This window comes from Micromonospora sp. NPDC047620 (genome assembly GCF_043205005.1).
Lineage (GTDB): Bacteria > Actinomycetota > Actinomycetes > Mycobacteriales > Micromonosporaceae > Micromonospora.
Genome location: NZ_JBIDDG010000018.1, coordinates 102,317 through 126,661, shown reverse-complemented (window position 1 = coordinate 126,661; position 24,345 = coordinate 102,317). Strand labels below are relative to the sequence as shown.

The 24,345-nt window shown below is 71.3% G+C and carries 17 protein-coding genes; 15 read left to right on the top strand and 2 right to left on the bottom strand.

Annotated elements, in window-relative coordinates; genetic code table 11:
* Window positions 1–220: 220 nt before the first annotated feature.
* From ACGF5C_RS22495 to ACGF5C_RS22430, 14 genes are all read left to right on the top strand, one after another.
* Window positions 221–1,522, top strand: coding sequence for an ABC transporter substrate-binding protein (locus ACGF5C_RS22495; RefSeq protein ID WP_393304464.1), 1,302 nt, complete (start codon window positions 221–223; stop codon window positions 1,520–1,522).
* Entirely contained in the window at window positions 1,522–2,973 is a 1,452-nt protein-coding gene (locus tag ACGF5C_RS22490; protein WP_393304462.1) for an ABC transporter permease subunit, read from the top strand. The genes ACGF5C_RS22495 and ACGF5C_RS22490 overlap by 1 nt, the downstream gene beginning before the upstream one ends.
* A complete protein-coding gene (locus ACGF5C_RS22485) occupies window positions 2,973–3,893 on the top strand; it encodes a carbohydrate ABC transporter permease (RefSeq protein WP_393304460.1) in 921 nt (306 codons plus the stop codon). Before ACGF5C_RS22490 ends, ACGF5C_RS22485 begins: the two co-directional genes overlap by 1 nt.
* Before the next feature lie 259 nt (window positions 3,894–4,152).
* A complete protein-coding gene (locus ACGF5C_RS22480; RefSeq protein WP_393304458.1) occupies window positions 4,153–4,404 on the top strand; it encodes a hypothetical protein in 252 nt (83 codons plus the stop codon).
* A 51-nt stretch (window positions 4,405–4,455) separates the two neighbouring features.
* Complete coding sequence (locus tag ACGF5C_RS22475; RefSeq protein WP_393304456.1) at window positions 4,456–5,322, top strand: winged helix-turn-helix domain-containing protein; 867 nt, start codon at window positions 4,456–4,458, stop codon at window positions 5,320–5,322.
* 57 nt (window positions 5,323–5,379) lie between these two features.
* The gene (locus ACGF5C_RS22470; RefSeq protein ID WP_393304454.1) at window positions 5,380–5,688 is read left to right on the top strand and encodes a hypothetical protein; all 309 of its coding nucleotides are present in this window, start codon (window positions 5,380–5,382) and stop codon (window positions 5,686–5,688) included.
* A 41-nt stretch (window positions 5,689–5,729) separates the two neighbouring features.
* Entirely contained in the window at window positions 5,730–6,971 is a 1,242-nt protein-coding gene (locus ACGF5C_RS22465; protein WP_393304453.1) for a hypothetical protein, read from the top strand.
* 438 nt (window positions 6,972–7,409) lie between these two features.
* On the top strand, window positions 7,410–9,047 hold the full coding sequence (abc-f, locus tag ACGF5C_RS22460; RefSeq protein ID WP_393304451.1) for a ribosomal protection-like ABC-F family protein: 1,638 nt from the start codon (window positions 7,410–7,412) through the stop codon (window positions 9,045–9,047).
* Between the two features lie 74 nt (window positions 9,048–9,121).
* Window positions 9,122–10,735 carry an ABC-F family ATP-binding cassette domain-containing protein gene (locus ACGF5C_RS22455; protein ID WP_393304449.1) on the top strand — a complete coding sequence of 538 codons (1,614 nt, stop codon included), beginning with the start codon at window positions 9,122–9,124 and terminating at the stop codon, window positions 10,733–10,735.
* A gap of 140 nt (window positions 10,736–10,875) precedes the next feature.
* Window positions 10,876–11,763 (top strand): ABC transporter substrate-binding protein, encoded by an 888-nt coding sequence (locus ACGF5C_RS22450; protein ID WP_393304447.1) that lies wholly within the window; start codon window positions 10,876–10,878, stop codon window positions 11,761–11,763.
* Window positions 11,760–12,710, top strand: a complete 951-nt coding sequence (locus ACGF5C_RS22445) for an amino acid ABC transporter permease (RefSeq protein WP_393304445.1) — start codon at window positions 11,760–11,762, stop codon at window positions 12,708–12,710. The genes ACGF5C_RS22450 and ACGF5C_RS22445 overlap by 4 nt, the downstream gene beginning before the upstream one ends.
* A complete protein-coding gene (locus tag ACGF5C_RS22440) occupies window positions 12,707–13,471 on the top strand; it encodes an amino acid ABC transporter ATP-binding protein (protein WP_393304443.1) in 765 nt (254 codons plus the stop codon). Before ACGF5C_RS22445 ends, ACGF5C_RS22440 begins: the two co-directional genes overlap by 4 nt.
* Window positions 13,471–15,093 (top strand): amidohydrolase family protein, encoded by a 1,623-nt coding sequence (locus ACGF5C_RS22435; protein WP_393304442.1) that lies wholly within the window; start codon window positions 13,471–13,473, stop codon window positions 15,091–15,093. Before ACGF5C_RS22440 ends, ACGF5C_RS22435 begins: the two co-directional genes overlap by 1 nt.
* Window positions 15,090–15,872, top strand: coding sequence for a serine hydrolase (locus ACGF5C_RS22430; RefSeq protein ID WP_393304440.1), 783 nt, complete (start codon window positions 15,090–15,092; stop codon window positions 15,870–15,872). Before ACGF5C_RS22435 ends, ACGF5C_RS22430 begins: the two co-directional genes overlap by 4 nt.
* On the opposite strand, the gene ACGF5C_RS22425 is transcribed toward ACGF5C_RS22430, so the two are convergent.
* Both ACGF5C_RS22425 and ACGF5C_RS22420 read right to left on the bottom strand, forming a co-directional pair.
* On the bottom strand, window positions 15,755–16,768 hold the full coding sequence (locus tag ACGF5C_RS22425) for a LysR family transcriptional regulator (RefSeq protein ID WP_393304438.1): 1,014 nt from the start codon (window positions 16,766–16,768) through the stop codon (window positions 15,755–15,757). The genes ACGF5C_RS22430 and ACGF5C_RS22425 overlap by 118 nt on opposite strands.
* A 130-nt stretch (window positions 16,769–16,898) precedes the next feature.
* Window positions 16,899–17,774, bottom strand: coding sequence for a BTAD domain-containing putative transcriptional regulator (locus ACGF5C_RS22420; protein ID WP_393304476.1), 876 nt, complete (start codon window positions 17,772–17,774; stop codon window positions 16,899–16,901).
* Between the two features lie 506 nt (window positions 17,775–18,280).
* Here ACGF5C_RS22420 and ACGF5C_RS22415 point away from each other — a divergent pair.
* Entirely contained in the window at window positions 18,281–24,220 is a 5,940-nt protein-coding gene (locus ACGF5C_RS22415; protein ID WP_393304436.1) for an RHS repeat-associated core domain-containing protein, read from the top strand.
* Window positions 24,221–24,345 lie beyond the last annotated feature (125 nt).

Below are 24,345 nucleotides of genomic sequence, written 5' to 3'. Positions count from 1 at the left end.
ATCACCGATCGGTTGATCGGATGCGATCGATAAGGCCGACCCGGATGGGGACGGATGACGGCGGGCCGACCGCCAATCCGGAACCTGGGTCGGCGTCCGTCGTCCGTCGACCGCGGTTGAGCTGCCACTCAACCGCGGTCGACTCCGAACGCGGGGCGGGCGGCGGGTCGTCGCCAGCTCCGGTCCAGTCCCGATCCGCAGACCAGATTCAGGAGGGTCCATGATACGACGATGGGTACCGCTCGCCGTGGCGACGGCGGTCCTCGCCACCGCCGCAGGGTGCGGTGGCGATGCCGGTCCGACGTCCGGCGCGCCGGCCGCGAACCTTGCCGGCAAGACGGTCGAGGTGGCGGCCACGTGGTCCGGTGCCGAGCAGGCGAACTTCCAGGCGGTGCTGGACGCCTTCGCCGCCAAGACCGGCGCGACGGTGAAGTACACCTCCGGTGGCAACGATCTGCCGGTGCTGCTCAACAGCCGGATCGCCGGGGGTTCGCCGCCGGATGTCGCGTTGATCTCGCAGCCCGGGGTCGTGGCCGAGTTCGTGAAGCGGGGTGCGATCAAGCCGCTGACCGGTGACGCGGCCGCCGCGATCAAGGCCAACTACAGCCCTGCCTGGCAGGAACTGGGCACCGTGAACGGGCAGCTCTACGGCGTCTACTTCAAGGTGGCCAACAAGTCGGTGATCTGGTACCGGGTCGACAGCTTCACCGACGCCGGGGTGCAGCCGCCGAAGACCTGGGACGAGCTCAAGACGGTCTCCGCCGCGCTCGCCGACTCCGGGGTGACGCCCATGGTGGCCGCCGGTGGCGACGGGTGGGTGCTGACCGACTGGTTCGAGAACACCTACCTCCGGGTCGCCGGCCCGGAAATGTACGACAAGCTGGCCAAGCACGAGATTCCCTGGACCGACCCCAGCGTGGTCAAGACGCTGACCCTGCTGGCCGACTACTGGCGTACGCCGCGCTTCCTGGCCGGCAACCCGACGCAGACCACCTTCACGCAGGCGATCGCCGACGTGTTCGGCAAGTCGCCGAAGGGAGCGATGCTGTTCGAGGGTGACTTCGTCGCCTCAGAGATCAACAAGCTGGGTGAGTTGAAGGTCGGCGAGTCGGCGAAGTTCTTCACCTGGCCGTCGGTCGACGGCTCGAAGCCGGCGGTGGTGACGGCGGGCGACCAGGCGGTCGCCTTCAAGGACACGCCTGAGGCGAACGCACTGATGGCCTTCCTCGCCTCGCCCGAGGCGGCGAAGATCATGGCGGCCAAGGGCGGGTTCATCTCGGCGAACTCGGGACTGGACGTCGCGACGTACGCGGACGACACCACCCGGGAACTCGCCGAGGCGGTGGTGAAGGCCGAATCGCTGCGCTTCGACCTGTCGGACCTCACGCCGCAGACGTTCGGTGGTGGGACCAGTGCCCACCTGTGGGTGCTGCTGCAGGACTTCCTGGCCAAGCCGATCGCCCCTGAGGCGTTGGCCCAGCAGCTCGAGGCCGCCGCGAAGAAGGACTTCGGAGGCAACTGATGACGATCACGCCCGACCCGGCCCAGGGCATCCGTCCGTCCCCTGCCCGAACAACGATCGGCCGGGCGAGCGTGGCCGATGGCCCCGGCGGCTCACGGCACGCCGCCGGTGGCCCGGGCCACCGGGACGCCCCCGGCGGCCCACGGACCGCCGCCGGGACCGCGGCCCGCCGACGGTCGCGGGAGACCCGCCTGATGGTCGCGCTCTTCCTCGGCCCCGCCCTGGTGCTGCTGCTGGTGCTGGTCTGCTATCCCATCGTCTACACGCTGTGGCTCAGCTTCCGCAGCGGTGACGGATCGAGGTTCGTCGGCCTCGACAACTACGTCACCATGTTCACCTCGCCGAACACCCGGCGAGCCATCCTGAACAACCTCGTCTGGGTGATCGTGGCGCCGGCCGTGGCCACCACCCTCGGGCTGATCTTCGCGGTGTTGACCGAGCGGCTGCGCCGGTCGGCCGTGCTCAAGGCAGTCCTGTTCATGCCGATGGCCATCTCGTTCCTGGCCGCCGGCGTCACCTTCCGGCTGGTCTACGACGAGAACCCGGACCGCGGCGTGCTCAACGCGGTCGCCGTGTCGGTGCACGACGCCTTCGAGTCCCCGTCGCGTTACCACGGCATGGATGCCCGAGAGCAGGGCGAGCTGGCGCCGATGAACGGCGGCTTCGAGTCCAGGGGGCCGGTGAACCCGGGTGAACCCGTCCACCTTGCCCTCGTGGGTCTGCCGCCGGACCGGATCCCGACCGACGCCAAGCCGGCCACGGCACCCACCGGCGGCCCCGGACTGCAGGGGGTGGTGTGGCTCGACTTCACCCGCGGCGGCGGCGGCCAGGCGGGGACCGTCGACCCTGGCGAGGTGGGGCTGCCCCAGATGACCGTCGAGGCGGTGGCCGACGGGGGCAGGGTGGTCGCCACCACCCGGACCGACACCGCCGGGCGGTTCGCGTTCCCCGAACTCACCTCCGGCCCATACGTCATCCGGCTGCCCGCCGACAACTTCACCGAACCGTTCAGCGGCGTCACCTGGCTCGGGCCATCACTCATCACTCCCGCCGTCATCGGGGCGTACATCTGGATCTGGGCCGGCTTCGCCATGGTGCTGGTGTCGGCCGGGCTGGCCGCCCTGCCGCGGGAGGCACTCGAAGCGGCCCGGATGGACGGCGCGAGCGAGTGGCAGACCTTCCGGCACGTGACCGTGCCGCTGGTCCGGCCGGTGCTCGTCGTGGTCCTGGTCACCCTGACCATCAACGTCCTGAAGATCTTCGACCTCGTCTACGTGCTCGCACCCGAGTCGTCCCAGGACGACGCGACCGTGGTCGCCCTGGAGATGTACCGGGTGTCCTTCGGCGGCGGCCTGGACTACGGGCTCGGCAGCGCCCTCGCGGTCCTGCTGTTCGCCCTGGTGCTCCCCGCGATGCTGTTCAACATCCGGCGCCTGAGGAGGGATAGCTGATGAGCCACGCCACCATCGACGCCGTACCGGAACTGATACCCGCCGGTACCGCGCGGGGCGGCCGGCCGCGGCCGGGACCGTGGACCCGGTTCATGATGCGGTTCGGCAAGGCGCTGCTGCGGCTGCTGGTGGTCCTGATCGGCGTCTTCTGGCTGCTGCCGACCTTCGGTCTGGCCGTGGCGAGCCTGCGTAGCAGCGCCGACAACAGCGCCACCGGCTGGTGGACGGTCTTCACCGCACCGGCCCAACTGACCCTCGACAACTACGCCCAGGTGTTGCAGAACGAGCGGATCGTCGAATCGCTGTGGAACACGGTGCTGATCACCGTGCCGTCGACCCTGCTCGTGGTGCTGCTCGGCGCGCTCGGCGCGTACGCCCTGGCCTGGATGGACTTCCCCGGCCGGGACTGGCTGTTCGCGCTGGTCGTCGCGTTGATCGTCGTGCCGATCCAGGTGGCGATCGTGCCGGACGCACGGATCTTCCGGGCCCTCGGCATCTACGGCGAGATCCCGGCGGTGGTTGCCTTCCACGTGGCCTTCGGGTTGCCGTTCGCGATCTTCCTGTTGCGGAACTTCTTCCTGAACATCCCGCGCGACCTGCTCGAGGCGGCCCGCATCGACGGCGCCCGGGAAATGCTCATCTTCGTCCGCGTGGTGCTGCCGATCGGCTGGCCGGCCATCGCCTCGCTGGCCATCTTCCAGTTCCTGTGGGTCTGGAACGACCTGCTGGTCGCGCTCGTCTTCGCCACCTCCGACAACGCCCCGATCACCTACGCCCTGCGGGAGCAGATGCGGTCGTTCTCGTCCAACCTCGACACGATCGGTCCCGGCGCGTTCCTGTCCATGCTCGTGCCGCTCACGGTCTTCTTCGCCTTCCAGCGCTACTTCGTGCAGGGCGTCCTCGCCGGGTCAGGCAAGTAGCGAAAGGTGAATCACGGGGTGCGCGCCGGGCACGACGCAGGGGGCGCGCACCCCGGATACCGGGCCCGGGGTGGGGCCGGACCCCGCCGACCCACCCCGGGCACCGCCGTTCGGCGAATCCGTCGGCTGCCCGAGGTACGCCGGTCGCCCGAGGCGATCGGCCAGCCCCGCATCTCGTGCGTGCGACCTCGGTGGTGGTGCGCCCGGTGCCGGATCTGCCTCGCGGGCATGGCCGCCACCTACCGGAAAGGAGCCGGTGATGAGCCCGTCGGAACTGCTCAGTGCCAGGGCGGAGGCGCTTTTCGCCTCCACGCTCCAACCGTCGAAGGATCCGACGCCCGAACAGATCCGGCAGGCGGTGCTGAACAGCGTCAGCCGGCACCGGGCGGCCGGTTGCGCGGCACTCGTCGCGCAGGAGTACGGCGACCATCCGGTCGAGGCGGTCAACCGCATGCGCTGGGCCGTGGCCGCCGTCCGAGCGGCGTACCAGTTGGTCGGTCCGTCGGCCTGACCGCCGACGTCCGCGAGTACGGACTGTGGTTCAGGCTGGTCGGTCGGGGTAGTGGCGGCCGGCCAGCAGATGGTGAGGCCCTTCATGGTGGTTGATCAGTCCATGGTCGGCCGGTCGGCCTGCTGCCTTCCGGCTGAGGACGTTTCTCCGGCGGCAGGCTCCGCGCTGTCGGCGATCTCTCGATGTCGTCAAGGACGGCGCCCGCGGACCAGCACCGGCCGGCGTCCGCTGTCCATACCCGTGCTGGATGTCCCGCTGTGCTACGCCGGGCTGGAGTTGCAGACGTCCACCGGCCTGGTCCGCCTGCACGCTGAGTCCAGCGCGGTCATGCTCAGTGGCCAGCAGGTCGCCGTGCTGGCCGTCCTGATCACGGCGCGGGGGACGCCCCTCAGCCGGGAGGCGATCTGGGCCGCCATGCCGCGCGGGTATCGGCCGCCGACAGCTGCCCAGATCGGCGTGGTGATCGCCCACATCCGTAAGAAGATCGGTGCCGCACGCATTCTCACCGGGGCGGACGGCTGGTGGGTGCGGGATCCGATCGTGCCGGAACCGGTCGACGGCACCGACGTGCTGTCGTTCGGCAGCCTCCGACTCGATGTCGAGCATCGGTACGTCCTCGACGGGCCGGCTCGGTTCATCCGGCTCGGCCCGCAGGAGTTCGCCGTGCTGCGGGTACTCGTCGAGGCGCGGGGAGTGCCGCGCAGCAGGAGTGGGATCTGGTCGTCGTTGCCACCGCATGACCGGCCCGCCACGATCGCCGCGGTGGGCGTGCTCATCCATCACCTCCGGGAACGCCTCGGGCCTGACCGGATCATCACAGGCGGAGGCGGCTGGTGGCTGGCCGGCCCGGCGAAGCCCCGGCCGCGTGCGGCGGAGTGGGCCGGCGTGCGATTGGAGCGCACGACCAGCGAAACCTGACTGGCCGGGCGGAACGCCCCCGTCAAGCTGAGTCCCCAGCAGGCCGAGGCGTTGCAGGTGCTGATCGATGCGCAGGGCGAACCTCGTAGCGGCGCACAGGTCCGGGACGGGATGAGCGCCAGGGCGCGCCCGAAGAACGCCCTGGCGGTGGGCAGCGTCATCTCACGGCAGCGGCGCAAGATCGGCCGGGACCGGGTGGCCACTGGCATAACCGGCTGGTGGTTGACCGATCCGACCGAAGCACCCCGCGCCGCCCACGGTGCCGCGGACGATAATCCTCGCCGTGGCCATCTCCGCCGCGCCGATCCGGCCCTCGCCGAGGTGGGGGATGAGCGGAGGATACCGATGCACGTCCATTGCGGATAGTGTCCTCGGCCATACCGTCCGCTCACCTGAAGGGTGCTGCTATGGCCTTCGGTCATCGATGGCTGGTGCGAACTGCCGCCGCCGCGCTGCTCCTCCTTGCCGGGATGGCTACCCCCGCCGGTCCCGCCTCGGCGGCGGACACGGGTGCGAAGTTCACGTTCGATCTGGCCGGTACGACGATTCCGCTGGGGGTCGAAAGGAAGAGGGTCCACCTGAGACTCACCAATCTGACCGACAAGACCCCGAGTGAGGTCATTTTCTACGTCCGCTCCCTCGAACTGGACTCGTCCAAAGCATCACTCATCTGGCCGGAGGGCGGTGGCTCCGGTGAGTGTGACGGCGACCCCTCGGGTTGGTACTGCCGTATCGAATCGAGCCTGTTTCCGGAGCTGCTGCCAGCACCCGGCGGGACGGTGGATCTGCCCATCGATATTCGTATCTACGAGAAACAGAAGCCCTACGACGGCAGGTTCCACGTCGAGGCCGGCATGGCCTGGGGCGAGGAAAGGACCCCACTTGCCAGCAAATGGATCACGCTCAAGTTGGTCGACGATCCCGAAGCCGACCTGTCGGTGGTGGCGCCGGACGTGAAGCAGTCGGTGCGGGTCGGTGCGGGCGGCCGGCTCGCATCCACCGGGCCGTTGAACCCGGGCGAGACGGGCGCGGTGCGGTACCGGGTCGTCAACCAGGGCCGGAAGGCAGTCAGCGGCGTCAAGGCCACGCTGCACCTGCCCAAGGGTGTGACGTTCACCCGACCGCCGAAGGAGTGCGCGGTCGGCGACGGCGGGCGGTCAGCGGTCTGCACCTACGACACGCTCGCGCTCGTACCGGCCAGCCAGGACACCGACCCGAATGACAGCATCTACTCCGCTGTCGAGTTGCACAATCTGGCGACGGCGTCGACCTCCATCAAGGCACCCGTCACCTTAAAGGGCGGGACTGTGCGGGTCGAGGGCTTGACCGAGCGAACGGACACCCGCTCCGGCCCGGAGCATGCAGAACTTCCGGCGAACGCCGTCGCCGTACGGGCAGCCGACGTGGACGATAGCGACAACGAGGACGGGTTCGCCGTCGTGGTCGCCGCGGGCGGCAGTGGCGGGGGCGGCGACGATGACGGCGGCAGCGGTGGCGGCGGGGGTGATTTGCCGATCACCGGGCCGCAGTCCGGTCTGATCGCCGGAGCCGGTCTCGCCATGGTGGCGGGTGGCGGCATCATGGTGCTCCTCGCCCGGCGCCGCCGCGCGGTCCCGATGGTCCGTGGGGACGAGACGCCCGCAGTCTGACGTGTCTTCCACCGGCCTATGAGGGCCGTTCACGTAGAAGGGCGGGATGGTTTCCCATCCCGCCCTTCGCTTTCCAGCAGGCACGTCGGGTACGAGCACCACCGCATCTGATGCAACCGCTACCACCCCCGTCGTCTCGTAGACGCGCTCAGGCGGTGGCTTCGCGGATCATCGGCCCAAGCCCAGGCGTTTCTCCTGCGAGGCAGTTGCCGTACCGGTGCCACTCTGGAAGTTGTTAAGCTGGTGCTGCGCGGCGGAGACCGCGATGAGAGTGCGAGGGAGCGGACTGTGGTGACGGGGGACGACGACATCTCGGGGTGAGCGGCCCCGGCCGCCTGCTGCCGGCCTGCGCCGGTGCGGCGTGTCTCGTCGTAGACCTGTCTGCCCGACCGGGGCGTCTGTCGCGTCCCCGGCTCTCTTTCCGAGGGTGTCTCCCCGATGTCTGACGTCTGCATTGTTTGTACGAACCTGTCCTTTTCCTGGCCGGACGACACTCCGGTCTTCCGGGACCTGTCCTTCACCGTGCCGCCCGGCCGTACGGGCCTGGTCGCGCCGAACGGCGCCGGCAAGACGACCCTGCTCCGTCTGATCGCGGGCGACCTCACCCCGACCGGTGGCGGCGTGACGGTCGAGGGTGTGCTCGGCTACCTTCCGCAGGACCTGCCCCTGGCCGGTGACCTGACCGTCGCGGAGGTGCTCGGGGTCGACGCGACCCTCGCGGCACTGCGCGCCATCGAGGCGGGTGACGCGGCGGAGGAGCACTTCACCGCCGTCGGGGACGACTGGGACGTGGAGGAGCGCAGCCGCACCGAACTCGACCGGCTGGGCCTCGGGGACGTGGGGTTGGACCGGCGTCTGCGCACTCTCAGCGGCGGGCAGGTGGTGTCGCTCGGCCTGGCGGCGCAGCTGCTCAGGCGCCCGGACGTGCTGCTGCTCGACGAGCCGACCAACAACCTCGACATCGACGCGCGGCACCGGCTGTACGAGGTGCTGGAGGGCTGGTCCGGGTGTCTGCTGGTGGTCAGCCACGACCGGGTCCTGTTGGACCGGATGGACCGCATCGCCGAACTCGACCGTGGTGAGGTGCGCCTGTTCGGCGGGAACTTCACCGCGTACGAGGAGGCGTCGCGCGTGGCACGCGAGGCGGCGGAGCGGACCGTGCGCAGCGCCGAGCAGGACGTGAAGCGGGAGAAGCGGGAGATGCAGCAGGCCCGGGAGCGGGCCGACCGCCGGGCCAGCAACGCCGCCCGCAACCTCGGCAACGCCGGCCTGGCCCGCATCGTCGCCGGTGGGCTCAAGCGCAGCGCCCAGGAGTCGGCCGGCCGGGCACAGCAGGCACACGCCAACCGGGTCAGCGAGGCCCAGACCCGGCTCGACGAGGCCAGCCGGACGCTGCGCGACGACCAGGCCCTGACCCTGGACCTGCCCGACACCACCGTTCCCGCCGGCCGCACCGTGTTCGCCGGCGAGCATATGCAGGTCTACCACGGCGACCGGGCCGTCTTCGCCGGCGACGGCGCCGACCTGACCATCCGGGGACCGGAGCGGATCGCGCTGACCGGCCCCAACGGCGCCGGGAAGTCCACCCTGCTGCGTCTGTTGCAGGGTGAACTCCAGCCGGACGCCGGGCAGGTGCACCGCGCCGCCGGCCGCGTCGCGTACCTGTCGCAACGCCTGGACCTGCTGGATTTCGACCGGACGGTCGCGGAGAACTTCGCCGCGTACGCCCCCGACCGGCCGCAGGCCGAACGGATGAACCTGCTCGCCCGGTTCCTGTTCCGCGGCGCCCGAGCCCACCTCCCGGCCGGCGTGCTCTCCGGCGGCGAACGGCTGCGCGCCACCCTCGCCTGCGTCCTCTACGCCCAGCCGGCACCCCACCTGCTGCTGCTGGACGAACCCACCAACAACCTCGACCTGGTCAGCGTGGGCCAACTGGGAAGCGCCCTGACCGCTTACCGGGGTGCGTTCGTGGTGGTCAGCCACGACGAACGGTTCCTCACCGACATCGGTGTGCAGCGGTGGCTCCGCCTCGATGGCGGTCACCTGCGCGAGATCCCCGCACCCGACCGCGCCTGACCGCCGACTCCGCCCTGCTCCGGGCCACGGGCCGTGCCGGCCCGTGGCCCGGAGCACCCCGAAGGTGACCCTCCATGCCCGAAGCACTGCTCGCTCACGACCTTGTCCACACCCGCGGCAGCCGTCGCGTGCTGGACGGGGTCTCCCTCACCGCGGCCCCCGGCCGCCGGATCGGCCTGATCGGCGAGAACGGCACCGGCAAGTCCACCCTGCTCCGCCTGCTCGCCGGTGCGGACGAACCGGACGCCGGCACCGTCGTTCGCCCACCGGACCTCGGATACCTGCCGCAGGAAGCTCCCTACGACCCGACCGCGACCGTGGCGGACGTACGCGACGACGCCCTGCGCGAGGCCCGTGCCGTCCGCACCGACCTCGATCGGCTCGCCGACCAGCTCGCCCGCACCGCCGACGACACACCCGACCACGAGCGGCTGCTCGCCGAGTACGGCGATCTGCTCGACCGCGCCCAGGACATCGACGCCTGGGACGCCGAGCGACGCGCCGGCATGGTCCTCGCGGCACTCGGTCTCGGCGATGTGGCACCGGACCGGGCGCTCGCCGCGCTCTCCGGCGGCCAGCGCGGCCGGCTGGCGCTCGCCGCCCTGCTCATCCGCCGGCCCTCGGCGCTGCTGCTCGACGAACCCACCAACCACCTCGACGACGCCGCGGCGGCCTTTCTCGAGCAGCAGTTGCGCGACCTGCCCGGAGCCGTCGTCGTGGCCAGCCACGACCGGGCCTTCCTCGACGCGGTCTGCACCGACCTGATCGACCTCGACCCCGCTGTCGCCGGCCCGGTCCGCTTCGGCGGCACCTACCGCGACTATCTGGTTCACCAGCGCAACGAGCGGGAGCGCTGGCAGCGACGCCACGCCGAACAGCAGGAGGAACTGGCCGAGCTGCGCCGGCAGCTCGCGGTGACCGCGCACGAGGTCGCGCCGGGCCGGGACCGGCGCGACAACGAGAAGATGGGATACGGCCACACCGCCGGCAGGGTGCAGAACCAGATCGCCCGACGGGTACGCGCCGCCGGCCGCCGGCTCGACGACCTCGAACGTACCGCCGTCGCGGCACCACCCGAACCGCTGCGGTTCCGCGCCACCGCGCTCGCCACCGCCACCGCCGACGGGACCCTCGTCAGCCTGCGTCACGTGCGGATACCCGGCCGACTCACCCTCGACCGTCTCGACCTCGCCGCCACCGACCGGCTGCTGGTCACCGGCGCCAACGGTGCGGGCAAGTCCACGCTCCTCGCCGTCCTCGCCGGCCGGCTGGACCCGGCCGGTCACGTCCGGCGCCGCCCCGACCTGCGCATCGGCGTACTGACACAGGACACGGTGTTCGACCGGCCCGAGCGCACCGCCGAGAAGATCTACGCCGACGTCCTGGGCCATGTGCGCGCCGACGCCGTACCGCTGGACGACCTCGGCCTGCTCACCGCCCACGACGCGCGCCGGCCGATCGGCGAGCTGTCGGTCGGCCAGCGACGCCGGCTCGCCCTGGCCCTGTTGGTGGCCGACCCACCCGACCTGCTGCTGCTCGACGAGCCCACCAACCACCTCTCGCCCCGACTCTGCGACGAGCTGGAGGACGCCCTCGGCGGCAGCCCCGGCGCCGTCGTGGTCGCCAGCCACGACCGGTGGTTGCGCTCCAGGTGGCACGGGCGCGAGATCCAGCTACGCGGCACCTGAACGGGTGCCTGCCAAGGCCTGCGCGGCGAACGCGGGTGAGCATCGGAGAATTCGATGCTCACCCCGCAAAGCATTCGGGCTGTTCATGCTGGCTGATCCCCGATAGGGTCCCCGCCATCGTCTCAGGCAGGAGGTTCCCGGTGGTCAGGAAGCGTGCGCTTCGCATTGTCGTCGGTCTCGCCGCACTCTCACTCGCCGTCGCCGGCTGCGGACGTTCGACCAGCGGTCAGACGCCACAGGCCGGCGGTTCCGCCTCGGTCGCCGCCGACGCCAAGGCTGCCGACCTGGTCCCGGCCGCCCTCAAGGAGAAGGGTGTGCTCCGGGTCGCCACCGCCGAGGGCTACCCGCCGATGGAGATGTACAAGGAGGGCACCCAGGAGCTGACCGGCGTCGACCCGGACCTGGCGGCGGCGATCGCCGGGCGGCTCGGCCTGAAGCTGGAGATGACCAACGCCAGCTTCCCCGGCCTGATCCCGGGCCTGCAGGCCGACCGCTGGGACCTGGCGATGTCCTCGATGAGCGACACCGAGGAGCGCCGTAAGGCCGTCGACTTCGTCGACTACTTCCAGGCCGGCGGCGCGATCATGGTGGCGAAGGGCAACCCGGCCGGGGTGAAGGACCTGGCGGACCTGTGCGGCCGGGCCGTGGTGCTCGCCAAGGGCAGCTCCAACCTCGCCATCGGGGAGAAGCAGAACGCCTCGTGCGCCAAGAAGATGACCATCTCGCAGAGCGAGGACGCCCCGACCGGCCTGCTGCAGATCGACGCCGGGCGCGCGGTGGCCACCATCGTCGACTACCCGGTGGCCAAGATGCTCGCCGGACAGAGCGGCAAGTACGAGGTCCTGGAGGCCCAGTACGAGGCCGGCCCGTGGGGCATCGCGATCGACAAGAAGGACAGCCAGCTGCGTGACGCCGTCCAGCGGGCACTCCAGGAGCTGATCGAGACGGGCGAGTACGCCAAGATCCTCGAGAAGTGGGGCGTGCAGGGCAGCGGTGTGCAGACCGCGACGGTCAACGACCAGAAATGAGCACACCGGTGGATGCGACCGTCAAGGGCCCGGCTCCGGCCGGGCCCGCCGGCCCGGACGTGAACCGGATCAGCCACCCGCTGCGACCGGGGCGCTGGCTGGCCGCCGGGGCGACCGCCCTGATCCTGGCCTGGCTGGCCTGGACCATCGCGATCAACCCGAACCTGCACTGGGACATCGTCGTCGAGTACCAGTTCGACCGGGTCATCCTGGAAGGGCTATGGGTCACCGTCCAGCTCACGGCCGCCTCCATGGCGATCGGCGTGGCGCTCGGCGTCATCGTGGCGCTGATGCAGGTCTCCGACAGCCGTGCCCTGCGCGCCAGCGCCATGGCATACGTCTGGTTCTTCCGCGGCACGCCGCTGCTGGTGCAGCTGATCTTCTGGTTCAACATCGCGCTGATCTTCCCCGAGATCGGGCTGGGCGTGCCGTTCGGCGGCCCGAAGTTGGCGACCTGGGAGACGAACACGCTGGTCACCGGATTCGTCGCGGCGCTGCTCGGGCTGAGCATCAACGAGGGCGCCTACATGAGCGAGATCGTCCGGGCCGGCCTGCGCTCGGTCGACCCCGGCCAGCAGGAGGCCGCGGCGGCGTTGGGCATGTCGCGTACGAAGATCATGAAGCGGGTGGTGCTGCCCCAGGCGATGCGGATCATCGTCCCGCCGACCGGCAACCAGTTCATCTCCATGCTGAAGACCACCTCGCTCGTCTCGGTGATCGCCGGCGCCGACCTGCTCACCGTCGCCCAGCGGCTCTACCTGACCAACTTCGAGGTGATCGCCCTGCTGATCGTCGCGTCCATCTGGTACCTGGTCCTGACCACCGTCGCCAGCATCGGCCAGTACTACCTGGAACGCCGGTTCAGCCGCGGCTTCGGCGCCACCGCTCCGGGCACCCTGCGCGGGCGGATCACCCGCAACCTGCGCTTCACGGGGAGCGCGCGATGACCCCGCCGATGGTGCAGTGCCGGTCCCTGCGCAAGAGCTTCGGCCGCGTGGAGGTGCTGCGCGGCATCGACCTGACCATCGAACGCGGCCGGGTGGTCTGCGTGGTCGGCCCGTCCGGATCCGGCAAATCCACCCTGCTGCGCTGCCTCAACCACCTCGAGGAGCCGCAGGCGGGTCGGGTCTACGTCGACGGCGAGCTGATCGGGTACGAGGAGCGCGGCGGCCGGCTGCGACCGCTGCCGGACGCGCGACTGCGCCGGCAGCGCGAGTCGATCGGCATGGTCTTCCAGCGCTTCCACCTGTTCCCGCACCGCACGGCCCTGGAGAACGTGATGGAGGGCCTGGTCGCGGTGAAGGGCGTCCGGGCGGCCGCCGCGCGACAGCGCGCCGCCGACCTGCTCGACCGGGTCGGCCTGGCCGACCGCGCCCACCACTACCCGGCACAGCTCTCCGGCGGCCAGCAGCAGCGGGTGGCCATCGCGCGGTCCCTGGCCATGTCGCCGAAGCTGATGCTCTTCGACGAGCCGACGTCGGCGCTCGACCCGGAACTGGTCGGCGAGGTGCTGGAGGTGATGAAGGACCTCGCGGCGAGCGGGATGACCATGATCGTGGTGACCCACGAGATGGGCTTCGCCCGGGAGGTCGGCGACCACCTCGTCTTCATGGACGAGGGCCTGATCGTCGAGCAGGGGCCACCCCGCGAGGTGCTCGCCGCGGCGCGGCACGACCGTACCCGCGCCTTCCTGTCCAAGGTCCTCTGATGGCGCGGTTGGACCTGCTGGTCACCGGCGGGGACGTGATCGACGGCAGCGGCTCGCCGGCCCGCCCCGCCGACGTGGGCGTCCGGGACGGGCGGATCGTGCTGCTGCCGCCGGGCAGTCGCACGCCCGCCAGCGAGGTGGTCGACGCGAGCGGGCTGGCCGTCACGCCGGGCTTCATCGACGTGCACACCCACTCCGACCTGCTCGCCGGCGACGACGCGCAGCGGGAGGTGCTGCGCCGGGCGCCGCTGGTCCAGGGCGTCACCACGGAAATCTGCGGCAACTGCGGGATCAGCCCCTTCCCGGTCCCACCCGAACACGCCGGGCCGGTGCGGGAGCTGCTCGCCGCGACCTTCGGCCCGCCCGCGTCGGCGTACGCGTCGTTCGCCGAGTTCGCCGACGCGCAGGGCGTGGCCCGGCGCAACCACCTCGCCGCCCTCGTCGGACACGGAACGTTGCGCGCCGCGGTGGTCGGCTTCGCCCAACGGCGGGCCACCCCCGAGGAGATGCGGCGCATGTGCCGGCTGCTCGACGAGGCGCTCGCCGCGGGCGCGGCCGGCCTGTCGACCGGCCTGATCTACTCCCCGGGCGTCAACGCCGGCACCGACGAGGTCATCGCGCTGGCCCGGGTCGCGGCCGCGCACGGCAAGCCGTACGTGACGCACCTGCGTGACGAGATGTCCCAGGTCGAGTCGGCCCTCGAAGAGGCCGTCGAGATCGCCACCGCGGCCGGGGCGGCACTGCAGGTCTCGCACCACAAGACGGCCGGGCGGCGCGCCTGGGGCGCCACCGTCCGCACCCTCGCCCGGCTCGAACGCGCGCGCGCCGAGGGACTCGACGTCACCTGCGACGTCTACCCGTACACCGCGGGCAGCACCGCCCTGCACGCGATGCTGCCGCCGTGGCTGATCGCCGACGGGGTGCCCGCGATGCTCACCGCCGTCGCCGATACGGCGGTCCGCGACCGGATCCGCACCGACCTGGTCGCCGGGGTGCCGGGCTGGGAGAACACCGTGGGAAACGGCGGCTGGGACCTGATCCGGGTCGCGTCCGTCGCGCGCAACACCGACGCCCAGGGGCAGACGATCGCCGAGCTGGCCGCCGCGCGCGGCGTCGACCCGGTCGACTACGCCTGCGACCTGCTGGCCGCCGAACGCGGCGACGTCACGATCCTCAGCCACTCGATGCACGAGGACGACGTACGCCGGGTGCTGGCCAGCCGGCTGACCATGCTCTGCTCGGACGGCGTACCGAAGGGGGGCCGCCCGCACCCGCGGTGGGCGGGCAGCTTCGCCCGGGTCCTCGGCCACTACGTTCGTGACGTGGGACTGCTGGAGCTGGCGGAGGCGGTGCACAAGATGACGGCGATGCCTGCCCGCCGCTTCGGCCTACCAGAGCGCGGGCTGCTCGCCGACGGGTACCACGCCGACCTGGTGGTCCTCGACCCGCAGCGGGTCGCCGACGGCGCCACGTACGACGATCCGCTGGCGCCTCCGCACGGCGTGCGGTGCGTGGTGGTCGGTGGCCGGATCGTGGTGGACGGCGGCGAGGTCACCGACGCGCGGCCGGGCCGGGTGCTGGCCGTGCCGGACCGGCAGCCCGCCCGGCCGGGGCCGCGATGAGGCCGGCGGTGCGGGTCGGGGCGATGGTGCGCCGGCTGGACGACGGCCGCACGGTCTCCGCCGACCCCGACCTTGCCCTGCCGCTGGCCAGCGTCGGCAAGGTGCTGCTCCTCGCCGAGGTGGCCCGGCGGCTCGCCGACGCCACGCTCGCGCCGGACCAGCCGGTGGAGCTGCTCGACGCCGACCGGGAGGTCGGCGGCACCGGACTGCTCGGCCGGCTGTCCCCTCGGCGATGGACGGTCGCCGACCTGGCCACGGCGGTCGCCGCGGTCAGCGACAACGCCGCCACCAACGCCCTGCTGCGGCTGGTGACCCTCGAGGCCGTGCAGGAGCTGCCCCGCCGTGCCGGGCTGCGGGACACCACCGTGCACGACCGGATCCGGGCCGAGCGCGGCCCCGACGTGCCGCGGACCTTCGCCACCGGCACCGCCCACGAGCTCTGCGCCTTCCTCGCGGACGTGGCGACGGGGACCTGGCAGAGTCCGCAGGCGTGCCGGCTGCTGCGCGGCTGGCTCGCCGGCAACACCGACCGCACGATGGTCGCCGACTCCGTCGACCACGACCCGTGGTCCAGCGACGGCGTCCGGGTGGCGAACAAGACCGGCACCGACACCGGGGTACGCGCCGACACCGGGATCGTGTCCGGCCGGCACACCGTCGTCTACGCCGTGATCGCCGCGTTCGAGCCCGGGGCCGAGCGGGAGGCCGTGGCCGAGCTGCGGCGCTGGGGTGCGGCGGTCGACCGGCTCGCCGGAGCCCACCGATCGGACAGCTCCTGACTGAGCGTCGCCGCCGCGCCGGCCAGCCGCTCGACGAAGCTGCCGACCACCGGATTGGGGTTGCCGGGGCGCAGCGCCACGCCGATCTCCCGGTGCAGGTTCGCGTGGGCGAGCTGCCGCACCGCCACCCCGCCGGGATCGCCCAGGCCGAGCGACGGCACGAGCGCCACCCCGACACCGGCCCGCACCAGGCCCAGCACCACCTCGTAGTGGTCGCTGCGGCAGCGGACCCGGGGCGGGAAGCCCTCGGCCCGCGCCGCCAGCTCCAGCACCGAGACCTCACCCTGCACGCCGAGGGTGGTGATCCACGGTTCGGCGGCAAGATCTGCGAGCCGCAGCCGCCGCCGCCCGGCGAGCGGGTGGTCGGCGGGGAGCACCACCAGTTGCGGGTCCACCATCAGTGGCTGGACCTTCGTGTGCGGCGACTCCTGCGCCGGGCTCAGCGGATGGTCGAAGACCACCACCAGGTCCAGCTCACCCTGCTGCAGCCGGGGCAGCAGTTCGTGCGGCTGCCCCAGGATCAGCGCCAGCTCCACCTGCGGATGTTCGCGGGTGAAGCTCGACAGGGCGCGCGGCAGCAGCTCGGTGCCGGCGGTGGCGAAGAATCCGATCCGCAGCATTCCCTGGCGGCCCTTGCCGTGCGTGGCCAGTTCGTCCCGGGCGGCCGACATCAGATCGACGATCTGCTGCGCGTAGTCCGCCAGGCGCTGGCCCGCGGTGGTCAGCCGCAGGCTGCGCGGCCCCCGCTCCACCAGCGCCACCCCGGCCTCCTGCTCGAGGGTGGCGAGCTGGTGGGAGACCGCGGACGGGCTCAGCCGAAGCTGCTCCGCGGCGGCGACGATGGTGCCGTGGCGGGCGATCTCGAGGACGACCTGCAGGCGTGCGGTGTTGAACATCGGCGGGCTGCCTTTCCCTGCTCAAGGGCGCTCGGTCAGCCGTCGACCGCCGCCCGGCCCACACTCTCGCACGCCGCCCACGCCTGCTCCACGCCGACCGACGGCACCGCCGACCCGCCGAGACCACAGATCAGTCAAGTGCGGCTGGAGTGTCGGGCCGCGCCGAGCTCCGCCGCCGTTCGCCGGCGCCGGCAATCGCCGAGGCGAAGTGACGTTGCAGCACCAGCATCGACGTCAGGGCCGGATCCCGGTGGAGCACGGCATTGTGCAGTGCCTGAAGTTCTGCTCCTGGCTCGACGCCGAGTCCCTCCACGAGCGCCGTCCGGGCGGCCTGGTAGGTAGCCAGAGCCGCACCGGTGTCACCGCAGCGGCTGTACGCCGTCATGAGTTGGCCCCACGCGCGTTCCCGGAACGGATGCCGCTCGACGAAGTGATGCAGCAAATCCCGGGTGGCCGCATACCGCCCGATCTGCAGCAGCGCATCGGCGTAGTCCTCCACCGCGTCCATCCATCGGTTGGTCAGCAGCACCGACCATGACGACAGCACCGGCCCGCGGGGCACGTCCTGCATGGGGGCGCCCCGGTACCGTGCGATGGCGCCTCGGAGGTGATCGGCGGCTGCGGGCACATCGCCGTCGTCGGCGGCGCGGCGGCCTTCGGCGAGGTCCCGCTCGAAGTCCCGGACGTCGAGGCGCACTCGGAGTTCGGGAGGCAACCAGAACGTCCACCCGACGCCCTCGCGAAGCAGCGCGGCCCGCCGGTCGCGCGACGAGTTGTCGGCAAGCCATCTGCGCAGTCCGGACATGTATCCACGGAGATTGACCGCGGCGGACGGAGGCGGGCCGTCCGGCCACAGCTCCGTCATCAGCCGGTCCCGGCTGGTCACTCGTCCCAGGTCGCTCACCAGCAGTGCCAGCAGCGTCCGCTGGCGTCCGACGGGCGGCGGGAGTGGTTGGCCGTCGGACCGGATCAGTAGTGGACCGAGCAGGCTGATCGAAAGGCTCATCGCCACCTCAGGGGATGCGGGCGATCCGTGTGGGTCCGACACGGCCGCGAAGGAGATCGGGGCCCTGATGCTCGATGTCCCAACGCTGTCCAGCCAGCCTCTCGCACTGTCCGGGACAGGCTGGGACAGCCATGGGCCGACCCACGGCGTCAGCATGCGTGACGGCGCCGGGGGCCGCACCGCAGATCCCGGCCCTGGTCGGTGCGTCGCTGACTCGGCCGACGTCTCGGTGTACGCCTCCTCGTACGGGAGCGCCGCAGCATGTCTGGGCCGACCGTCGGCACATTTCCACTGGAGCCGCCGTGATGTCTCGAAAGCCGCTACCCGGGCTGCCCAGATCCGCCCTTTCACTGCTCGCCCTGGTCGTGGCTGTGCCCCTCGGCGCGGTCGCCCCGACAATGGCGGACAAGGCGACGGCCGCCGCCCCGCCCGCGCCAGCCTCCGTGTCCGTGGTGCCCACCCGGGCGGTACCGGTTCGTCCCCCGACGCCGGACCGGACACCCCTGGTGACCAGGGCACCCGAGGTGTCCTGGCCGGATGCCGCCGTGTCCGTGGTGCGGCCGAGGAACCTGACGGATGCCGAGCGGGACCGCGCGACACGGTCCGGTCGTCGGCCGGCCCTGCTGCGGGCGGGGCAGACGCCGGTCCGGGTCGGGGTCACGGCACCGGTACGGGTGGAGGTGCTGGACCAGGCTGCCGCCCGCCGGTTCCGTGTCACCGGCGTGCCGATGCGGATCGCCCACACCGACGGCAAGGCCCGCGACCTTGAAGTCGTGGTGGACTACTCCGGATTCCGGGGTGCGTTCGGCGGCGACTACGCCGCCCGGCTGCGTCTGGTGAAGCTGCCGGAGTGCGCGGCGACCCGGGGCGGGGCGTGCGGGCCGCAGCAGCCGATCCGGACCCGCAACGACCTCCGCGCGGGCACCGTCACCGCCCGCCTCTCCGATGGCCTCTACGCGGTCACGGCCGCCCCGGCCGGCGCGAACGGCAGCTACGCGCCGACGTCGCTGACCCCGTCGGCCACCTGGCAGGTCGGCCTCCAGTCCGGCGACTTCGGGTGGTCGTATCCCATCGAGGCACCGGCGGTGCCGGGGATGGAGCCGGAACTGGGCCTGGGCTACTCCTCGGGGGCGGTGGACGGAAAGACCGCCGCCACCAACAACCAGCCGTCCTGGGCGGGTGAGGGGTTCGACCTGCAACCGGGCTTCATCGAACGGTCCTACAAGCCGTGCGCCGAGGACGGACAGGCGGGTGTCACCGACGAGTGCTGGGAGACCGCGAACGCCGTGGTGTCTCTGCCCGGGGTGGCCGGTGAACTGGTCCGCGACGCCGCCACCGGCGTCTGGCGCACCGAGGAGGACGACGGCTGGCGCGTCGAACTGCTCACCGGCGCCCGGAACGGCGACGACGGCGACGACGGCGACGGCGACGGAAAGCCGACCGACAAGGGCGAGCACTGGAGGCTGACCGCTCCGGACGGCACCCGGTACTACTTCGGGCTGAACCAGCTGCCAGGCTGGTCGTCGGGACGCGACGAGACGAACTCCACCCTCACCGTGCCCGTCTTCGGCAACGAGACGGGCGAGCCCTGCCACCGGGCGACGTTCGCGGACTCCTGGTGTCAGCAGGCGTACCGGTGGCAGCTCGACTACGTGGTCGACCCGCACGGCGACGCGATGGCGTACTACTACGACCGGGAGACCAACCACTACGGCCGCAACAACAACCCGGCGGCGCCCACGCCGTACGTGCGGGCGAGCTACCTGAAGCGGATCGAGCACGGGCTGCGGGCCGACACCCTGTTCACCCGCCCGGCCGACGCGCGGGTGCTCTTCACCACCGCGGAACGCTGCCTGCCCGGCTCGGCCTGCCAACCGGCCGACTACCCGGACGTGCCGTGGGACCTGTCCTGCACCGGTGTCACCTGTGTGTCGCCGGCCCCGACCTTCTGGGGCACGAAACGCCTGGCGAGGATCACCACGCAGGTCAACAACGGCGGCTACCAGGACGTCCAGTCATGGGCGTTCACCCACACGTTCCCCGACCCGACGGACGGCTCAACCGCCTCGCTCTGGCTTGAGTCGATCGTGCAGACCGGCCATGTCGGCGGCACCGCCACGACGCCCACGATCACGTTCGGCCCGGCGACGACCGCCGAGGGGGAGGGCACCCCGAACCGGGTCGACGGCTGGGGCGACACGCAGACGGGGCTGCGCAAGTTCCGCCTGGGACAGATCAACAACGAGACCGGCGGCCAGATATCGGTGACCTACGCCCCGACCGGCTGCGTCCGGACCGCCCTGCCCACCCCCGAGACCAACAAGGACCGCTGCTTCCCCGGCTACTGGGCGCGGGACCTGGAGACGCCGACGCTCGACTGGTTCCAGAAGTACGTGGTCACCCAGGTCGTCGAAACCGACCTGGTCGGCGGCGCGACACCAGAGGTCACCCGGTACCGCTACCCCGACCGGGACGCCGCCTGGCACCACGACGATGCCGAGCTGACCCCGGACCGGTTCAAGACCTGGGGCCAGTGGCGGGGCTACCAGAAGGTCGACGTGATCACCGGCAACGGTGTGGACAGCCCGCAGACCCGCACCGAGCACATCTTCTTCCGTGGCATGGACGGCGACCGGGCCGGCCCGGCCGGAGGCGCCAAGTCGGTCAGCGTCGACGGGCTCCCCGACAAGCCGATCCGGCGGGGTTTCGGCCGCCAGACCACCGTCTACGACGGCGTCAGCGGGAACATGATCTCCCGTACGGTGAGCACCCCGCTGGAGATCAGGAGCACCGCGAGTCGTCCGAGGTCCACCGGCGCGACGCTGGAGGCATGGGTGACCGGCGAGCGCTCGGAGACCACCACGACGGCGCTGCCCGGCGGCGCCACCCGGACCACGGAGGTCACCTACGGCTACGACGAGGACGGCCTGCCGGTCTCGGAGCACGACCGGGGTGACGTCGCGGCGACCGACGACGACCGGTGCACCGTCACCGAGTACACCAAGAACAGCACCGACTGGATCATCGACACCAAGAAGCGGGAGACGACGACGCTCGGCCCCTGCGGCCAGCAGCCGTCGTACCCGGACGACCTGGTCAGCGACGAGCGGTACCACTACGACGGGCAGCCCTTCGGCACGCCGCCCACCCGGGGCGACGTGACCAGGACCGAGGAGGTCAAGGACTACTCCGACGGACAGCCGGTCTGGCAGACGGTCGACACCACCGCCGTCGACGACCACGGTCGGGCGACCTCCGTCACCGACGTGCTCGGCCGCACCAGCACCGTCGCCTTCACCCCGGCCACCGGCGGCCCGGTCACCAGGTCGGTCACCACCAACCCGCTCGGGCACGCCTCCACCGTCACCTTCGACCCCGTCGCCGGCGACCCGGTCAACGTGGTCGACGCCAACGGACGACGGACCGACCTGACCTACGACCCGCTCGGCCGGCTGACCAAGGTGTGGCTGCCGGGCCGGGCCATGGCGACCACCACGCCGAACATCGAGTACACCTATGACGTACGCCGGGACGCGCCCAGCGTGGTCGGCACGCGCACGCTGCTCGGCAGCGGCTTCGCCTACGCCACCTCCTACAACCTCCTCGACGGCTTCCTGAGGGAACGGCAGACCCAGGAGCCGTCGCCCGACGGCCTGGGCCGGATCGTCACCGACACCTTCTACGACTCGCACGGCCGGGACTGGAAGGAGAACGCCGACTACTACACCACCGGGCTGCCCGGCAAGGCGCTCGCCACCGCCGCCGACACCGTGGTCCCGTCCCAGACCCGCACCGTCTACGACGGTGTCGGGCGGGAAACCGCGGAGCTGCTCCTGTCCAAGGGCGTGGAGAAGTGGCGCACCACCACCAGCTACGGCGGTGACCGGGTCTCGGTGACCCCGCCCGCGGGGGACACCGCCACCACGACCGTCTTCGACGCGGACGGGCGCACCACCGAGCTGCGGCAGCACACCGCCGGCGTGACCAGCGGCTACGACACCACCCGGTACGCGTACACCAGGGCCGGTCAGCTCGCCACGGTCACCGACCCGGCGGGCAACGTCTGGCGACACCACTACGACCTGCGTGGCCGCAAGATCCGCACCGAGGATCCGGACGCCGGTACCCAGCGGTTCGGCTACGACGACGCCGACCAGCTCGTCACCACCACCGACGGTCGTGGCCGCACCCTGGCCATGGCGTACGACCCGCTGGGCCGAAAGACTGCCGTGCACGAGGACTCGCTGTCCGGTCGGAAGCTGGCGGAGTGGACGTTCGACACCCTGCCGGGCGGCGTCGGCCTGCTGACCGGCACGACGCGGTACGCGGGCTCCGACGCCTACGAGACCAGGGTGGCGGGCTACGACGCGACCGGCCAACCGACCGGCGCCTCGGTCGTCATCCCCGGCGCGGAGGGCAACCTCGGCCGCTCCTACGACACCACGTTCCGCTACAACGCGGTCGGCCAGGTCACCGAGACGAATCTGCCCTCGGCCGGCGACCTGCCCACCGAGACCCTGAAATCCACCTACACCAGCCTCGGGCTGCCGAAGTCGCTGACGGCGACCGGGGTGGCCTATGTGGCCGACACCGTCTACAGCAGGACCGCCGAGGTCACCCGGAAGGTGCTCGGCGCCAGCGGCATGCAGGTGACCCGGGACCTGACCTACGACGAGGCGTCCGGACGCCTGACCCGCGCGAAGGCCATGGCACCCGGCACGACACCGGTCGCCGACACCGCCTACACCTACGATCCCGCCGGCAACGTCCAGCGCATCGGTGAGGCCGTCACCAGCGACGTCCAATGCTTCGACTACGACCACCTGCGGCGCCTCACCGAGGCGTGGACGCCGGCGGACGGAAACTGCGCGACCCCCCGCTCGGCGGCGGCGCTGGGCGGGCCGGCGAGCTACTGGCAGAGCTGGACCTTCGACAAGGTCGGCAACCGGTTGACCGAAACCCGGCACAGCGCGGGCGGCGACACCACCGCCAGCTACGCCTATCCCGCGCCGGGCACACCCCAACCACACACCCTGAAGTCGGTACGCACCACCGGCCCCTCGGTCGACCGGACCGACACGTTCACCTACGACGCGGAGGGCAACACCACCGGCCGGACCGTCAACGGCACCGAGCAGACCCTCACCTGGGACGCCGAGGGGCACGTCGCCAGCGTGACCGCGAACGGCACGACGTCCTCCTTCGTCTACGACGCCGACGGCAACCGGCTGCTGCGCCGGGACAGCACCGGCACCACCCTCTACCTGGGGCACACCGAGGTGCACCAGGCGACCGGCGGGGGCGCGGTGACGGCCACCCGCTACTACGCGCACGACGGCGAAACCGTCGCGCTGCGTAAGGGCGGCAAGCTGACATGGCTGCTCTCCGACCACCACGGCACGGGCGAGATCGCCGTCGACTCGGTCACCATGGCGGTGACCCGGCGGCTGCTCACCCCGTACGGCGGCGCTCGCGGCGGGACCGGCCTCTGGCCGGGGGAACGGGGCTTCGTCGGCGGCACCATCGACGCCGACACCGGCCTGACCCACATCGGCGCCCGCGAGTACGACCCGGCGATCGGGCGGTTCCTCTCCGTCGACCCGATCATCGACATCTTCGAGCCGCAGCAAATGCACGGGTACGCCTACTCCGACAACAACCCGACCACGTTCAGCGACCCCGACGGGTTGTTCCGCGAGGCCGGGGGAGTGACGTACAAGAAGTCGAAGAAGACCAGCAAGCCGTCCAAGTCGGTCAAGTCGAAGACGACGAAGTCGAAGGCGTCCCGGGCGACCGCGGCGAGCTGCAACGCCGCCTGCCGGCGGGACAACGCGACGAACAAGCCGAAGCCCAAGGCCAAGCGGACGAAGGTGGATCCCGGCTGTAATGCCGCCTGCCGGCGGGACAACGCGACGAACAAGCCGAAGAAGTCCAAGAACATCAACCTGCCGAGAAGTGCCAAGGGCGGAAAGTCGGCGACCGGCGAGAACAAGGAACCCAACGCATACAAGCGCGGGGCGAACGGGGCGAACGTCGCGAATGCTGGCCTGGGGGGTCTGAGGTCGTACACCGACGCTCAGCGAAAGCTCCGGAAGGAATCGCCGTTGGCGAAAGAAGTTGCTCGGACTAAGAATCACCCCAGGCTGGATACACCTGGCCTCAAATCAGCGGCTCGCAGAGTAGCTGTGCTGGGGTCCGCACTAACGCTTGGTGAAAGCCTCGCCGCCGGCGACTCTGCCGGGAAGGCGATCACCAAGACTGGGGTCGACTTTGCCGCCGGTTGGGCTGGGGCCAAGGCTGGCGCTGCCGCAGGAGCATGGGTAGGCCTCGCTATCGGTCCTATCGGTGCGGCCGGTGGTGCGTTGATCGGCGCCACGTTTGGTGCTATCGCTGGTATGTGGGTCGGGGAGCAGGTCAATGACCAGATCGATAAACGCTGGAAGTAGAGACAACGGGCACGCCCAAGCCCTCTTTGGGCTGTCTCGTAACTATGCGGAGGGGTTGCCTGCGGCCGGGTTGGCGATCACCAGGTCAGGGCGGTGTTGTGCAGGTGGGAGATGCCGGAGGCGGC